This window comes from Corallococcus sp. AS-1-12, assembly GCF_020036995.1.
Taxonomy (GTDB): Bacteria; Myxococcota; Myxococcia; order Myxococcales; family Myxococcaceae; genus Corallococcus.
Genome location: NZ_JAIQDD010000006.1, coordinates 383,599 through 399,371 on the forward strand (window position 1 = coordinate 383,599; position 15,773 = coordinate 399,371).

Consider the following 15,773-nt stretch of genomic DNA (forward strand, 5'->3'; position numbering starts at 1 on the left):
CGTTCATCGGACCCGGAACCGCGTCACCGCCAGCGGCTCGGAGCCACCGGGCGCCCAGAGCTCCAACCGGCGCTCTCCTGCCACCGCAGGCAGCCGTGTCACGAAGGGCGGGCGCAGCTCGATGCGGCGGCCGTCGTCCGTGCGCAGCTCCAGCAGCTTCGCGCCCTGGGGGGCCATCACCCGCACGGGCACCGCCTGCGCGCTCTCGGGCAGCTCGGGCTCCACCAGGAACTCGTCCCCGTTCGCCGGCAGGATGAACCCGGGCTGCATCCCCGGTCCTCCCTCCGCGCTCACCGACGTGGAGGTCAACCCTTCCGCCTGGGCCCACGCGAGATACGCCGGGCCCACGTCCAGCGAGCCGTCGCCCCGGTGCATCGTGCACGTGTGGCGCGGCGCCGTGCCCGGCAGGTAGACCTCCTTCATCGCTCCGGGACAGTTCGGGCCCGCGCGATCGCCGGACAGCGGGCAGATCTCCGCGGACTCGAAGTGGCCGCGGTCCACCAGCGGCGCGGCCCGGAGGCCCTTCATCGCCAGCGCCATCACCCGCGCGAACACCGGACCCGCGCCCGTGATGCCGGACACCCCGCGCATCGGCGTGCCGTCGAAGTTGCCCACCCAGACCGCCACCGTGCGCTCACGCGTGAAGCCCGCCGCCCAGTTGTCCACGTGCGCCCGGCTCGTCCCCGTCTTCGCCGCCACCCGGAACGGCAGCCGCAACGCATTGTCCAGGCCGAAGGCCGGCGCCCGCGCGGCCTCGTCCGCCAGCACGTCCGTCAGCAGCTCCACCGGCCTCGCCGCCAGGAAGCGGTGCTCCTCCAGCTCCTGCGGAATCCTCAGCGGCCTGCCATCCGGCCCGAACGCCGCGCGCACCTCCCGCAACGGCCCCACCACCCCACCCCGCGCCAGCCCCCGGTACGCCCGCGCCAGCTCTCGCAGCGTCACGTCCCCGTTGCCCAGCACGATGCCCACGCCGTAGTGCGACGCGCTCTCCGTGAGGCTCTGGAAGCCCGCCTCGCGCAGCACGCGCAGCACCTGCTCCGGCCCCAGCGCGTCCGCCACCCGCACGGCCGGGATGTTGTAGCTGGACGCCAGCGCCGCCCGCAGCCGCACCGGACCGTGCACCCGCCGGTCGTAGTTCTTCGGCACGTACGCGCCCCCCGGCGTCGCCAGGTGCACCTCCACGTCCGCGAGCACGCTCGACGGCGTGAACCCCTTGCTCAGCGCCAGCCCGTACGCGAACGGCTTGAGCGCCGACCCCGGCTGCCGCAGCGAGCGCACGCCGTCGTTCTGCCCGCCCTTCTCCTCGTCCAGGAAGTCCGAGGACCCCACGTACGCGAGCACCTCGCCCGAGGCGTTGTCGATGACGATGGCCGCCGCCTCCCCCACGCGCCGGTGCGCCAGGCCCCGCAGCTCCTCCGTGATGGCCTTCTCCACCGCCGCCTGGAGCGCGGGGTCGATGGTCGTCTCGATGCGCGACGCCCGGTCCAGGCCCAGCTCCGGCAGCCGCTGGAGCAGCGCCGTCGTCAGGTGCGGCACCTCGAACACGCGCTCCGGAGGCACCAGGTCCAGCGGCGTCTCCTCCGCCACCTTCGCCTCCTCCTTCGTCAGGAAGCCCTCCTCCACCATGCGCGACAGCACGTCGCGCATCCCGGCCAGGGCCATCTCCGGCCGCCGGTACGGGTCCCTCCGCGCGGGCGACCGCGCCATCCCCGCGAGCAGCGCCGCCTGCCCCGCCGACAGCCGCTCCGCCGGCCGCCCGAAGTAGCGCCGCGCCGCCGCCTCCACGCCGAACGTGGAGTTCCCCAGCGGCACGCGGTCCAGGTACTCCAACAGCACCCGCTCCTTGGACAGGTGCGCCGTCAGCCGCAGCGCCCACAGCGCCTCGCCGGCCTTGCCCCACCACGAGCGCTCCCGGGGCACCAGCCTGCGCGCCAGTTGCTGCGGAATCGTGGACGCGCCGGACACGATGCGCCCGGCGGACACGTTGTCCCGCGCCGCCCGGGCCACCGCCACCACGTCCACGCCCGGATGCCACGGGAAGCGCTGGTCCTCCGCGGCGATGAACGCCTGCCGCACCTTCGGAGGGATGCGCCCCTCCGGAAGGCCCACACTGCGTCCGTCCTCGCGGGACAGCACCTCTCGCAGGGCGTGGCCCGTGCGGTCGGTGAGCACCAGCGAGGACAGCGCCTCGCGGGACAACAACGTCCCCGGCAGGGGCCACGCGATGAAGCCCGCGCAGCCCACCACCAGGAGCGCCGCCAGCACCGCCACGGCGCGCACCGTCCCGCGAAGCGTGAGGCGCCTCCTCACTTCGAAGCGACCTCGTCCGGCAGCAGCACCGGGAAGCGCCCACCCTCGGAGCGGCCGAACACCTCCGGCGCGTACATCTCCTCCGCGTGCGCGGGCTTGAGCAGGAAGTCACCCGGCGTCGTGGCCCGGGCGACGAAGCTCGCCACGTGGACGCCCGGGGGCAGCTCGTCGGCGAAGAACACGACGCGGTCATCCCGCATCTCCGTGTGGTTGAACGGCGACCAGAAGCGCGTCGCCCATGCGTTCTGGGGCTCGTCCGTCTCCGACAGGTCCTCCTCGCTCTCGTACTCGTAGCCCTCGCCGGGGCCCTCCTCCTGACCGGAGCCCGCGGGGCCCGGCAGGCTCGCCGTGCTGGCCAGCGACGTGTCCACCGGCTCCAGGCCCGCGGGCAGCGGCACGTCCACCGCCACGAAGTTGCGCCGCATGGGCGTGGCCACGCGCACGCGCACACGCACCAGCTCGCCCGCGCGCGCCGCCTTCGCCTGGCCGCCGCCCGTGTACGGCTCGAACCAGCGCTGGACGATGATGCCCCGGTCCAGCGGGTCCACCGGCAACTGCGCCGGCGCGTAGCGCAGGAGCGCCCCGTAGTAGAGGTTGCCCGTGCCGTTCACCCCGAAGGTGAGCGGCTGCGCCTTGTCCGCCGGGCCCAGCTTCTCCACCGGGACCTGCACCGTCTTCACGCCCATGTCGCGGCCCTTGAAGTCGGCGGAGGCGATCACCTGCCCGCCCAGCTTCACCACCGCCTCGAAGGACGGCGCGGCCGTCTCCTTGCGGCGCACCACCTCCGACAGGGCCATCAGCGTGAAGGCCGCCTCCTGCGTGTTGCGGAAGCGCCCGTCACCCTCGCGCGCGGACGCCAGGTAGCGGCCCATCTTCGACACGTAGGGGTGGTCCGGCTGCACGTCCGCCAGCGTCTGGAGCACCAGCGCCGTGGTGCGCGTGTCGGAGGACCAGAGCGGCGCGTACGTCTTCGGGTCCGTCTCCTGGAAGTGCACGCCCGCCGCGGTCTCCTGGGCCGTGTTGAGCAGCTCCTGGAGCATCTTCTGGCCCTGCGCGCGGTTGCCCTTCCCCACGAAGATGGCGTCCGTCAGCATCGCCCGCGCGAAGAGCGGCAGCTTCTCCCGCTGCTCGAACAGCTCGTTGTAGTACGACGGCCGCGGCGACCCCATGCGCGCCAGCGTGTAGAGCGCGAAGGCCCGCGTCTCCAGCCCCACCCCGCTGCAGCCGTAGGCGCACTGCATGCACACGCCCGCCGCCACCTTGTCCGCCAGGAACTTCCTCGCCTTGTCGAGCACGGCCGCGTCCACCGGGTAGCCCACCTCCTTCGCGCGCGCCAACGCCAGCGTCGCGTACGCGGACGCATACGGCGACGAGCAGTCGCTGGAGGCCCAGAAGCGGAAGCCGCCGTCGTGGTTCTGGAGCGCCTGGATCTTGCGCACCGTCGCCGTCACCACCGTGTCCGGATCCAGCGAGCCCTGCGTCTTCAGCGCGTCCTCGCTGAGGAAGCCGCGCACGAACGCCTGCTTCTGCTCCTCCGAGCCGCCGGTCCACGCCACGCCGAACTTGCCGGACAGCTCGCGCAGCGCGACGAACGGCACCAGCCGCGACGACATCTGCTCCAGGCAGCCGTAGGGGTAGTCCACCAACTGGTTCATCGACTCGTCGAACCCGCCCATCACCGTGGAGGACATGGTCAGCGTGAGGCCGCCCATGCCCGGACGCACGCCGCCCGGCGGCTTGAGCCCCTCCACGCGCTCACCCGTGGTGTCGCCATAGGTGGCCACCGCCTCCATGCCCACGGGCAGTTGCACGGGGATCTGCTGCTCCACCCCGTCCGTCTCCCCGCCGCCCGCGACGGCGAAGCGCAGCACCGCGGTGCCCGGCTGCTCGGCCACGAAGGTGAAGCGCACCTCGCGGGCCTTTCCGTCCAACTGCACCGTCTTCTCCGAGGGCCCCTCCACGCGCACGCCCGTGAGCCGCGCGGTGACCTTGGCCTCCTTGATGGCGGGGTTGGTGGTGTGGATGACCACGCCGGCCTCCGCCTTGTCACCCACGCGCACCAGCCGGGGCAGCGCCGGCAGCGCCAGCAGCGGCTTGGCCACCTGCACCTTGCTCTCGCCCACACCGAAGCGGTCCGCGTCCGTCACGGCCACCGCCATGATGCGGAAGGTGGTCAGGTTGTCCGGCAGCGTGAACTCCACCTTCGCCTGGCCCTGGTCGTCCGTCTCCACCGACTGGAACACCGCCGTCGTCTTGAAGTTGGACCGGATGCCGGAGCCCGTGGCGTCGGAGCCGCCGGAGCCGCCCGGGCGCGAGCCCTTCTCGCCATACAGCCTGCGCAGCACCAGGTGGATGAGCGGCTCGCCGATGCGCACCGACAGGCCGCGCTCCTGGAACATCGCGTCCAGCGGATCCGGCGTCTTGTAGCCCGTCAGCCGCAGCACGCCCTCGTCCACGGCCCAGAGCGTGACCTCCGACTTCGCGCCCTTGCCCGTCGCGTCCTTCACCGCGACGTTCACCGTCACCTTGTCGCGCGGGCGCTTCTCCTGCGCATCCGGCGTCAGCGTCACGGCCAGGCGCTTGGACTTCTTCTCCACCCGGAGCTGGGTGTAGCCCACGCGCACGGCGGGGCGGCCCGGGTCGTCACCGGACTCGATGCCCTTGGCCGCCTCCACGCGGCCGCGCACCAGCACCACGCCCACGAAGACGTTGGGGATGGCGCCCTCGCCCAGCGGGACGTCCAGCGCGGTGGCGCTGCCCTTGAGCTTCACGCGGCGCACGCTGAGCACGCCCTCGCGCTCCACCGTGAGGATGGCGTCCGCCTGCGGGTACGGGCTCTTCACCAGCACCTTCGCGGTGTCCCCCACGTCGTACAACTGCTTGTCCGCCACCAGGTCGATGCGGTCCGTGTCGTTGCGCTGCCAGGACACCCAGCCGGAGCCGGTGACGTAGAGCGAGTCGCGCGTCGTCGCCTTGCGGCCCTTCGCGTCCGTGGCCACCGCCTCCATCACGTAGAGGCCGGGCTCCGCGGGGGTGAACCTGCACGACTGCGGCGTCGCCGCGCTCTTCACGGAGCACTTCGCCACCTCCGTCTCCACCGGCTCGGTGACGGTGAACCACTGGCCGCCGTCGCCCTTCTTGCGGATGGACTTCCACTCGCGGCGCTTGATGTTCACGTCCACCGCGACGCCTTCCTGGCGCTTGCCCTGCGGCGTGACGGCGACCAGCTCCAGGCCCACCTCCTTGCCGGCCTCCGCGAAGCCGGTGGAGAGCGTGCGCAGGCCCGCGTAGACGTCCGCGGGGTGCACGATGATGAGGTTGCGGTTGGCCACGCGCTGGCGGTTGACGTCCTCCACCTCCGCCTCCAGCGTGTACTCCCACGTCTTGCCGCCGGGCGCGTCCGCGTTGCCCAGCGCCAGCGCCAGTTGTCCCTGCGCGTCCGTGCGGCCGTCACCGGAGCCGAACGATTCGCGGCTGTGCTCCGGCTGATCATCGTCCCACCACCAGGTGTTCACCCCGAAGGTGAAGGCCTCGTTGCCCGGGGGCGTGAAGAAGGAACTCTCGCGCTGCACGTTCCAGCGCACCTGCGCGTCGCCCATGGCGCCGCCGAACAGGTAGCGCGCGTCCACGCGGGCGGTGAGCGGCTCGCCGGCCGCGACGTCCTTCTTCGGCACCGCCACGTCCACGCGGAACTGCGGCGCGCGGTACTCCTCCACGCGGAAGGTGCCGCCGTAGCTCAGCGTCTCGCCGCCGACCTTCAACTGCGCGGACACGTCGTAGTAGCCGAGCGGCATGTCCTTGCCCAGCTTGAGCTCCGCGCTGAAGGTGCCGTACTTCGTGACGGTGGCCTCCGTCTGGAAGACCTTCTCGCCGCGCGAGCTGGTCACCGTCACCCGCGCCTTCGCGTTCGCGGGCGGCGCCTTGAGCACGCCCAGGCGGCGGTAGCGCGCCACGCCCTTGAGCATCACGTCGTCACCGGGGCGGTAGATGCCGCGGTCGGCGAACACGAAGCCCAGGCTGTCCGGGACGCGGCCCTCCCACGCGCTCTGGAGCGAGAACGCGCCGGGCGACATGCCGCCCTCCCACGTGGACAGCGTCACGCCGACGTCCGTGTCCTTCACCGCGGACACCATGGCCCACGGCGTGCTCCAGGGGGACTCGTTCTTGGGCTTGAGCAGCTCCGACAGGCCCGGCACCTTCGCCAGGCCGTTGGCGTCCGTCGTCCCCGTCCAGTGCTCCGTGCCCTGCTTGTCCCAGAGCGTGAGCTGCGCGTCCGGCACCGGGGCGCCCGTCGCCAGCGACGTCACCCACACCACGCCAGAGGCGGCGCCCAGCTTCGCGTGCACCGCCAGGTCCGTCACCTGTCCGATGACCCGGCGCGGGTACTTCTGATTGAGCGACGGCGCATCGAGCCGCGCGAGGAACAGGCCCGTCTTCGCGCCGCTGAACGCCGGGCGCAGGTCCAGCGGCGTGGTGCGCTCCACGTTGCGCGCGGCGTTCGTGTCCAGCGTGGTGCGGTAGGGCTCGGAGGCCGGCCACTCGTTGGTGTCGATGAGCTGCGCGAGCTGCGCGGGAGACAGCGCCCACACCTCCGCCTGCACCTGCGGGACGTTGGTCGTCACCATGGGGATGGAGCCGTCACCGGACGCCTCCACCAGCGCCTCGCGCGAGCCGGAGTCGAAGGACGGCTCCACGTCCGACAGCTTCACCTGGCCCTGGAAGGCGGGGCCCGTCTGGCCGAAGAGGTCCTTGTACCCTTCCGCGACCTTGAGCGTGTACGTGGTGCCGGGGCGGTAGCGGCCGGGCAGCGACACGTAGGGGAACTTCAGCTCCGAGCCCGACCACGGCAGTTGCGTCTGCGCGCGCTCCCAGTCGATCTCCGCCTTCGGCTCCAGCGTGACCTTGCCCTTGAGCGAGGCCACGTCCAGCTCGTTGGACGTGAAGAGGATGAGCGGGCCGTAGGAGCACTGGTGCTCGCCCCAGGTGAACACGCACGCACCCGCGGACTCCACCTTGAGCGCGCCAAAGGTGGCGTAGGGGTAGCGCACCGCCTCGCCCATGGGCAGCGGGCCCTCCGTGCCCGTCAGCTCACCGTCCACCACCAGGGTGAACTGCGTCCCCGAGGGCAGCTTCTGCGCGGGCTTGAGCTCGTACTTCACGCGGCGGTCCTGGGAGCGGCGCTCCGGGCCGCTGCCCACCTGCACCTCCTTCACGTCCGCGAGCGGCGTCGCCTTCACCAGCGTGAGCGGCACGGGCGCGCCGGTCGCGGGCTCCAGGCGCGCGTGCTGCGCCAGGTCCTTCACGGCCTGGTTGAAGGTCAGCGTGAAGACCTGCTCCGGCTGAAGCCAGCGGAACTCCGACTCCGGCTGCGCGGTCTGGAGCGCGGGGCGGGGCGTCTCGAACTGGAAGGTGTACGGCTGCGCCAGCGCGGTGCCGTCCATGGCCTTGAGGCCCGCGGGCACCGTCACCGTGTACTGCGTCCCCATCTTCACGGGAGCGCTCGGCACGAACTCCACGCTCGCGGAGCCCAGCCAGCGCCACTCGCCTTGCAGCGCGGGGGTGAGGGTCGCGGGGGCCGCCAGGCCACGCTCCGCGGCCACCGAGCCCAGGGCGATCATCGGCTTGGAGAAGGTGATGGTCGGCCGGGCGCTGCCGTAGACCTGGCCCGTCGGCCGCGCGGCGGCGATGGAGAGCGGGCCCTGCGCCGCGGCGTCCTCGGCGTCGATCTTCAGCGCGGGAGGCTCGGGCAGCGGCTCGACGGCGAGGCCAGGGGACTTCGAGGACGGAGCCGGCGCGGTGCCGGTCTCCGAGGGGCCGCCCTTCGCGTCCTTGTCGCCGCGGGAACACGCGGTGGCGACGAAGAGGCAGAGGGCGAGCAGGGAGAGTCTGCGCATGGTGGGGCTCACGGAGTTCCAGGGCGGGCACTCGTGAATGTCCCCCCTGAAAAATGACGCGAGCACCGTACCACGGGGCACCCCGCCCCGCTGTCACTCCCGCGTCATCCGGGGAGGCGCGGATCCGTGCCTCGGATTCCGAGCGCTTGAGAGGACCGGACCGGGACCGGAGCGCGTCCGTAACGCGGACGGACGTCCAGCACCGGCGGGCCGTCCGCGAGCACGGAGGTGGGGGCGAAGGCCCGGGCGACGGACACGACGCAGCCGCCCAGCAGCTTGCGCAGGTGGGACTTCGGACGGCGAGGGGATGACGCCATGGGTGCCTCCGGCCGGATGGGGAGACACCAAGGTGGAAGGGGGAAGGCGGCCGGGCCATCGCACCGGTGCGCCGCGCCCCATCGTCCAATGGACAGGCCTACTTCGGCGCGTGCTTCTGGATGAGGGCGTTCATCTTCGCCTCGCAGGCGCCCTCGCAGACGAGGTAGCGCAGGCCGTTGACGGGGGCGTGGAGGCTCCCGGCCCAGCGCCGGAGCTTCATTCCCAGAGGGGTGTGTCGCATGTCAGGCCCCGAAGCCCTTTCCTTGAGGGTGTCACGCCTCGGCGGTGCGTCACCGGGGCCACGGCTTGGGCCGCTGTGGCGCGGCTTCGCCGTGGAGGAGGCGTCATTCCTTCGCGTCATGCAGGGCGCGAGCCACAAGCCGGTGGGGCCGTCAGCCGAGTCGCGGACCGGGCCTCAACCGCCGTGAGGCAGCAGGCTTCCGGCGCCGAGCCCCAGCAGGAAGGCCACGATGACGAGCAGCACCACCCAGCGCACGGCGACGCCGGTGGCACGCGGGGCCTGCTGCCCGACGGTGGCGCGGGTGGGCGCGGATTCGTCCGGCACGAGGATGCGGACCTGGATGGCGGCGGTGCGCAGCACTTCGTCCACGTCGGTGAGGAACTTCTCGTATTCCTCCGGGGCCAGCTCCAGCGGCGTGCCGTGCTGGAACTCGAAGCGCTTGGCCACCGCCTCGTGGTTGCGCAGCGAAGCCTGGCCCTTGGCCACGTCCACCCAGCCCGCGACGAGCGCGGGAGCGGTCCCCTTGCGGTCCACGAGTGAGATGGCCTGACGGGCCTGCTTGCCGCCCGCGGTGCTGGGGCCTTCGGGTTCGTCCACGCGGAGGATGCGGTGCGGGCTGCGGCCGTAGATCTTGTGCTGGAGCTCGGCCTTGAGGCGCTCCGCGAGCAGCGCGGAGTGGGTGGCGAACATCGTGCGCAGCTCGGGCGTTGCTTCGGACTGGCTGGCCGCCTGCGCGGAGGGGAGTGGAGCGAAGATCATCGGCTCCGGCCGGCTGGCCTTGCGAGGAGGCTCGGAAGAGCTCCCGTCCAGTTCGGCGCCACGGCCCGCGCGGATGAGCTCCGGCAGTTCGAAGCTCTCCTCCTGCTTCGCGCCGTCACGGCCCAGGCGGGCGATCTCCGGAAGCCCCTGTCCCTCTTCGCGAGCACCGCCACGAGCGGAGCCAGCAGCCCGGGGAGGGCGGGCGATCTCCGGAAGGCCCTGCCCTTCATCGCGAGCACCACCGCGACCCGGGCGGACGATCTCGGGAAGGCCCTGGCCTTCATCCCGGGCACCACCGCGCGAAGGGCGGATGATCTCCGGAAGGTCGTGTCCCTCTTCGCGCGAGCCACCACGGCCCGAGCGTGCGTTCTCGGGAAGGCCCTGGCCTTCGTCTCGCGCACCACCGCGCGAAGGGCGGATGATCTCCGGCAGGTCGTGCCCCTCTTCACGGGTCACCGCGCGACCCGGACGCACGACCTCTGGAGCACCCTGTCCGCTCTCGCGTGCACCGCCACGCGCTCCCGCGCGCCCCTGCCGGACACCCTCGCTCTCACGCGACGGACGCGCGGCGGTCGCCGGAGCGGCGAACTCCGCGTCGTCGTCCTCCTCCCACGCTCCGGGACCACCACGGGGCGGCGGCACAGGCGCCAGCCCTTCCACGCGGGTCTCCTCGACGAGGTCATCGTCGGGGACCGGAGGCGGCGTCATCCGCGTCTCCAGCCCCGTGAACTCCGGCACGCGCGGGGCCGCGCTCGTGGGGGGCGCGGTCCGCGTCTGGTTGCCCCAGGACTTCCGGCCGGAGGCCGCCGCGGAGGAACGGGCCGCCTCCGCGGCGTCGCGCTGCACCGAGGCCGGCACCTGCGTCTGCTCGGTGCGGACCTCGTCCGTCTCGTCCAGGTCGTCGTCCAACGGCGCGACCCGGGTCTCGTCGATCCGATCCGGCTCGTCGTTCCTGCGGTGCCCCTTGGCCATGTGCGCGACCTCTCGCGTCAGACCATAGCGCGACACCTGACTTCGGGGGATGGGCCGTGAACGGTCAGTATTTCGGCCAGTCCGGGCACACGATCTCGATGGAGCCCCCGCGCCACGACGCATAGGCCGCGTCGTCCGCGACCGTGTACGGCTTCCCATACGTCCGCTCGAAGTACTCCGCCCAGTGCGGCTGCGAGCCATCCAGGTCCGTGAACCCGTACTCGCGCGCCAGCGTCCACGACGCGACCACGCGCCCCGCCCTGCGGTGGACCTCCGGATCCGCCGCGAGCGCCGCCACCCCGCGGCCCACGTACGACGGCGTCTCCGACGCGATGAAGTCCGGGACGTTCTTCACCGCGTCGCGCCAGTTCGCCTCCTTCACCCCGAAGCCATCCAGCATCTCCTCCGAGCGCAGGAACCCCGGCGTCACCGCCAGCGCCGTGATGTTCGTGCGGCGCAGGTCGCGCGACATCGCGAACGCCAGCCGGATGACCGCCATCTTCGTCACGTCGTACGCGACGGCGCCCCGGTACCCGAACGAGTCCCCATCCGTCACCTCCACGATGAGCCCCCGGTCGCGCTCCAGCATCAGCGGCACCGCGTAGCGGCTCGTGACGATGTGCGTGCCCACGGCGCGGTCGAACATCAGCCGCGCCTTCGCCGGAGACTGCTTCCAGAACGCCAGCCCCAGCTCGTGCAGCGTCTCCCCGCCCCAGATGTCGTTGACCAGCACATCCAGCTTCCCGGCCTCCGCGCGGATGCGCTGACAGAGCGCCTCCACCTCCTCCTCCACGGAGTGGTCCACCCGCACCGCGATGCCCCTGCCGCCCAGCGCCGTCACCTGCTCCGCCGTCTCTTCAATCGTCTCCGGCCGCGATGCTCCGCTCGCAAGCCCACCCCGCACGCTGCGCCCGGTGCAGTACACCGTGGCCCCCGCCGCCCCCAGCATCGTCGCGATTCCCCGGCCCGCGCCCCGCGTCGCTCCCGCGACCAGGGCCACCCGTCCTTCGAGTGGCTTCATGTCAGTGCTCCCCTTTCACGCGCCACCTTGCATCCCCAATCCTGACAACCCCTGTCATGATTGCCGGCCCAGACTGCACCGCTCCCGAACCCCAGAGGGCCCATGCGCGCGGATCGCCTCGTCCACCTGTTGATGCGCCTCCAGGCCCGCTCGCGCAGCACCGTGGGCGAGCTGGCGCGCGAGCTCCAGGTCTCCAGCCGCACCGTGCACCGGGACCTGGACGCCCTCACCACCGCGGGCGTCCCCGTCTACGCCACGCGCGGCGCCGCCGGCGGCGTGGCGCTGATGGAGGGCTGGCGCACCCAGCTCACCGGCCTCACCCGCCCGGAGCTCCAGGCCCTGGCCACGGTGGGCGCCCCGGGAGCCCTGGACGACCTGGGCCTGTCCGGACCGCTGCGCACGGGGCTGGTGAAGCTGGCCGCGGCCCTCCCCGCCCTCCAGCAGCCCGCGCTGGAGCACGCGCGCCAGCGGCTCCACGTGGACGCCTCCGGGTGGTTCACCGGCCGCGAGCCCCTGCCCCACCTGGGCAAGCTGCGCGACGCCGCCTGGCAGGACCGCCGCGTGTCGCTCAGCTACCAGGACTTCGACGGCGCCCGCTCCCGCCGGACGGTGGACCCCTACGGGCTCGTCATCAAGGCGGACCGCTGGTACCTCGTCGCGGGGACGGACAAGGGCCCGCGCGTCTTCCGGGGCGGGCGCATTGGCGACGTGCGGCTGCGCCCCCAAGGCTTCACCCGCCCGCCGGGCTTCGACCTGCCCGCGTTCTGGAAGGACTGGTGCGCGAAGTTCGCCACCGAGCGCCCCCGCTACGACGTCACGCTCGCCTGCACGCAGGAGGGGGAAGCGGCGCTGCGGAGGATGCGTCCCCCGGCCGACGGTGAGCGCATCGACAAGGCGCCCGCGGCACGCGGTGGGAAGCGGAAGGTGACGCTGGACTTCGAGCGGGAGGCCATCGCGGTCTCCCAGTTGTGCGACATCGGGGCGGGCGTGGAGGTGCTCGCCCCGGAACCGCTGCGCCAACGACTGGCCGCGCTGGCGGCCTCCCTGCGGGCGCTCTACGGCGAGCCCGGCCAGAAGAGGCCGGGCCGCCGTGACCGCTAGAAGTGCAGCGGGTGACCCAGCGTGGCCTCGGCGCCCTCGTGCATGATCTCGGAGAGCGTCGGGTGCGCGTGGATGGTGTGGGCCAGCTCCTCGGTGGTGATCTCCAGCTTCATCGCGACGCAGGCCTCGGCGAGCAGCTCCGTGGCGTGCGGCCCGATGATGTGGATGCCCAGCACCTCGTCGTACTTCTTGTCGGAGACGATCTTGATGAGGCCGACCGACTCGTTGGAGATGGCCGACTTCGTCACGGCGCCGAAGGGGGCGATGCCCACCTTCACGTCGTAGCCGCGCTCCTTGGCCTTCTTCTCCGTGAGGCCCACGGACGCCACCTCGGGGTAGCAGTACGTGGCGGACGGGGTCAGGTCGTAGTTGATGGGCGCGGGGTTCTTCCCGGCGATGTGCTCCACCACCATCACGCACTCGGCGCTGGCCATGTGCGCCAGCATCGGCGTGGGGATGACGTCGCCAATGGCGTAGACGTTGGGCTCGCTGGTGCGGCACAGCGTGTCGACCTTGATGAAGCCGCGGTCCACCTGGACGGCCGTCTTGTTGAGGCCCACGTCCTCGGTGACGGGCGAGCGGCCCACCGCCGACAGGAGGATTTCGGCCTCCAGCGTCTTGGTCTCCGAGCCCACCGTCATGGTGACGCGCACGCCGTCCGCGGTGTGCTCCACCTTCTCCACCTTGGCGCCCGTGTGCACGTCGATGCCGCGGCGGCGGAAGACCTTGTCCAGCTCCTTGGAGATGTCCGCGTCCTCGATGGGGAGCAGCGCGGGCATGTACTCCACGATGGCCGTCTTGCTGCCCACGTGGTTGAACACGGAGGCGAACTCGCAGCCCACCGCGCCCGCGCCCAGGACGATGATGCTCTTGGGGATGCGGTCGATGGTCAGGATGGAGTCACTGTTCATCACCCGCTTGTGGTCCACCACCACGTTCGGCAGGGACTTGGGCACGGAGCCCGTGGCGACGATGATGTTCTTCGTCTCCAGGGTCTGCTTGGAGCCGTCCTCCGCCGTGACCTCCACCTTGCCCTTGCCGGCGATGCGGCCGTGGCCCTTCACCACGGTGATCTTGTTCTTCTTCATCAGGAAGTCGATGCCGTTGGCACCCTTCGTGACGACCTTGTCCTTGTGCTTCTGGGCGTTGGCCCAGTTCACGGTCGGGTTCGCCACGTCGATGCCGAAGTCGGACGACTCCTTGATGTGGTGGAAGAGCGACGCCGTCCACAGGAGCGACTTGGTGGGGATGCAGCCGCGGTGCAGACACGTGCCACCCAGGCGCTTGTCCTTTTCGATGATGGCCGTCTTCAGCCCGAGCTGGGCCGCGCGGATGGCGCCCACATAGCCGCCAGGACCCGAGCCGATGATCACCACGTCGAAAGTCTCAGCCACACACGCCTCCGGTCATTTTTGCGGATGGAACTCGCGGGCGCTGATAACCCCCGGTCCCGGTTGGAATCAAGGAGTTTGCTCGTGCGTCGCTTCCCGCTCCACACGCTTCTCTTGATGCTAGTAGCGCTGCTGGCGTTCGCCCGCCTCTATTACGTGTCGCATCAAGCCCCGCCCGCTCCGGCCCCCGGGAAGGCGCCGGGCGCGAAGCAGCCGGTGCGCATCACCCCGCCCGACCTGGGCCCCGCCGCGTGCCGGGGCCTGGACGCCGTCCTGGGGGACCTCCTCCAGGGCGACGGAGGCACGGGAGGGGACGCGGGCACGGCCTGGAGCGACGCGCGCCGGCAGCTCGGCGACTGCCCCACCCCTCCCGCCGCCGCCTGCGCCCGGGGCCCCGCCCTGGCCTTGCGCGCGCCCCTGACGGCGAAGGACGACCTGCCCCGCGAGCTGCTCGCCACCCTGTGCGAGCGGTGTGCTCCCGCGGACAATCCCTGCGCCCAGGCCGTGACGCGCGCGTTGCGGGAGGCCGCGCGCCGGGGGAACCCGCCCCTCCAGGAGGCAAGCTGGAGCCTGGAGCACGCGGGGGCCGCCCTGGGCTCGGCCTGCCAGGAGCTCGCGCGCCAGGCCGTGGGCCCCGCGGCCATGACGGGGCAGGTCGTGGAGCCGCAGGTGCTGGCGCTCACGGAGGCGCTGGCGCCCACGTGCGTGAAGACGGGGCAGTTGCCCGCGCCGCTCCTGAACGCGGCGGCGGTGCAGCAGGCCCACCGGGCGCCCCTGCTGGCGACGCTGAACACGGCGGGCGCGGTGGAGACGAAGCCCATCGAGCCGGATCAGACGGCGGGGCCCGGGGACGCGTTCCGCGCGTTCGACCGGGACGAGCTGTCCGGGGTGAAGCTGCCCATGGCGGACGCGGGCACGGGCAGCGCGCTGCGGCTCACGTACGCGCCGTCGCTGAAGTCCGTGGCGTCCTTCCAGGTGCGGGCGACGGGGCCGGGCTCGCTGCGGGCACACGTGCGCGCACCGGACGGCGTGGGGCACGCGGAGCCGGGGGGCAAGGGCTTCTTCGTGGATCCCACCGTCTGCCGCTTCCACGGCACGGGCAGGTGGGAGATCTGCAAGCCCGGGGTCCCCCTGCTCGACGTGGACGCGGTGAGCGTCCTGCCGGAGCGGCCGGGGGTGGAGCTGAAGGAGCTGGAGATCATCGGCGCCCGGTAGGCACGGGCGCCTTCACGCACGCGGCGTCGGAGGGGCTCCGACGTCGCCCGCGTGGGTCCTCAGGCGATCAGGCCGCGCTCGCGCGCCTGACGGAAGATGCCGGACGCGTCCTTCTTCAGGGCGGTGGAGACGTCCTTGACGATGGCGTCCGCCGACTTCGCGACCGACAGGTAGTTGTCGAACGTGCGCGTGAGGATGAGCACGCCCGAGATGATGACTCGCTGCAGGTTGTGCTGCAGGTCCGTGCCCTCGTACACGAGCCAGGACTGCTCACAGTAGCGGCGGCCCTCGGCCACCATCTGGTTCAGGTGCGCGCGCTCGGTCGCGTCGGGAACCTTCGCCTTGGGGCTGATGGAGGCGATGTAGAGGACGTTCTGCCCCAGCCGCTGCGTCGCGTCCTCCATCTGCGCCATGATGGCCTGGACGTCGTCCTTCGTCGGCGGGTTGTGCCACCGCGAGAACAGGACGCGGTCGATGAGTTCGGATTGGTACGTGGCAGACACGAAGCCTCCGGGATGCGAACGCTGATGACGACGGGGCCGCTTCGTCGG

General features: G+C 72.0%; 10 protein-coding genes. 2 read left to right on the forward strand and 8 right to left on the reverse strand.

Annotation, left to right across the window (positions count from 1 at the left end):
• Positions 1 to 3: 3 nt before the first annotated feature.
• The 6 genes from pbpC to K8556_RS13260 form a co-directional block, all read right to left on the reverse strand.
• The gene (gene pbpC, locus K8556_RS13235) at positions 4 to 2,310 is read right to left on the reverse strand and encodes a penicillin-binding protein 1C (protein ID WP_223740415.1); all 2,307 of its coding nucleotides are present in this window, start codon (positions 2,308 to 2,310) and stop codon (positions 4 to 6) included.
• Positions 2,307 to 8,204, reverse strand: a complete 5,898-nt coding sequence (locus K8556_RS13240) for an Ig-like domain-containing alpha-2-macroglobulin family protein (protein WP_223740416.1) — start codon at positions 8,202 to 8,204, stop codon at positions 2,307 to 2,309. The genes pbpC and K8556_RS13240 overlap by 4 nt, the downstream gene beginning before the upstream one ends.
• A 104-nt stretch (positions 8,205 to 8,308) precedes the next feature.
• A complete protein-coding gene (locus tag K8556_RS13245; protein ID WP_223740417.1) occupies positions 8,309 to 8,521 on the reverse strand; it encodes a hypothetical protein in 213 nt (70 codons plus the stop codon).
• 98 nt (positions 8,522 to 8,619) lie between these two features.
• Positions 8,620 to 8,763, reverse strand: a complete 144-nt coding sequence (locus K8556_RS13250) for a hypothetical protein (RefSeq protein WP_223740418.1) — start codon at positions 8,761 to 8,763, stop codon at positions 8,620 to 8,622.
• Positions 8,764 to 8,937: 174 nt separating this feature from the next.
• Positions 8,938 to 10,494, reverse strand: coding sequence for a hypothetical protein (locus K8556_RS13255; protein WP_223740419.1), 1,557 nt, complete (start codon positions 10,492 to 10,494; stop codon positions 8,938 to 8,940).
• A 64-nt stretch (positions 10,495 to 10,558) separates the two neighbouring features.
• On the reverse strand, positions 10,559 to 11,515 hold the full coding sequence (locus K8556_RS13260; protein ID WP_223740420.1) for an SDR family oxidoreductase: 957 nt from the start codon (positions 11,513 to 11,515) through the stop codon (positions 10,559 to 10,561).
• 102 nt (positions 11,516 to 11,617) lie between these two features.
• On the opposite strand from K8556_RS13260, the gene K8556_RS13265 reads away from it, so the two are divergent.
• On the forward strand, positions 11,618 to 12,616 hold the full coding sequence (locus K8556_RS13265; protein WP_223740421.1) for a YafY family protein: 999 nt from the start codon (positions 11,618 to 11,620) through the stop codon (positions 12,614 to 12,616).
• Here K8556_RS13265 and lpdA read toward each other — a convergent pair.
• Positions 12,613 to 14,010: a dihydrolipoyl dehydrogenase gene (lpdA, locus tag K8556_RS13270; RefSeq protein WP_223740422.1), complete on the reverse strand. Its 1,398-nt coding sequence runs from the start codon at positions 14,008 to 14,010 to the stop codon at positions 12,613 to 12,615. The two genes, K8556_RS13265 and lpdA, sit on opposite strands and share 4 nt — an antisense overlap.
• A gap of 114 nt (positions 14,011 to 14,124) precedes the next feature.
• Here lpdA and K8556_RS13275 point away from each other — a divergent pair, with 114 nt between their 5' ends.
• Positions 14,125 to 15,222, forward strand: a complete 1,098-nt coding sequence (locus K8556_RS13275; protein WP_223740423.1) for a hypothetical protein — start codon at positions 14,125 to 14,127, stop codon at positions 15,220 to 15,222.
• Between the two features lie 59 nt (positions 15,223 to 15,281).
• Here K8556_RS13275 and K8556_RS13280 read toward each other — a convergent pair whose 3' ends face one another.
• Complete coding sequence (locus tag K8556_RS13280; protein WP_128796955.1) at positions 15,282 to 15,725, reverse strand: DofB protein; 444 nt, start codon at positions 15,723 to 15,725, stop codon at positions 15,282 to 15,284.
• Between the last annotated feature and the right edge of the window lie 48 nt (positions 15,726 to 15,773).

What these genes read in the sequence shown, in the direction of transcription:
- K8556_RS13240 (WP_223740416.1), bottom strand. Translation starts at nt 8,204, where the DNA reads ATGCGCAGACTCTCCCTGCTCGCCCTCTGCCTCTTCGTCGCCACCGCG.
- K8556_RS13255 (WP_223740419.1), bottom strand. Translation starts at nt 10,494, where the DNA reads ATGGCCAAGGGGCACCGCAGGAACGACGAGCCGGATCGGATCGACGAG.
- K8556_RS13245 (WP_223740417.1), bottom strand. Translation starts at nt 8,521, where the DNA reads ATGGCGTCATCCCCTCGCCGTCCGAAGTCCCACCTGCGCAAGCTGCTG.
- K8556_RS13250 (WP_223740418.1), bottom strand. Translation starts at nt 8,763, where the DNA reads ATGCGACACACCCCTCTGGGAATGAAGCTCCGGCGCTGGGCCGGGAGC.
- K8556_RS13275 (WP_223740423.1), top strand. Translation starts at nt 14,125, where the DNA reads ATGCTAGTAGCGCTGCTGGCGTTCGCCCGCCTCTATTACGTGTCGCAT.
- K8556_RS13260 (WP_223740420.1), bottom strand. Translation starts at nt 11,515, where the DNA reads ATGAAGCCACTCGAAGGACGGGTGGCCCTGGTCGCGGGAGCGACGCGG.
- K8556_RS13265 (WP_223740421.1), top strand. Translation starts at nt 11,618, where the DNA reads ATGCGCGCGGATCGCCTCGTCCACCTGTTGATGCGCCTCCAGGCCCGC.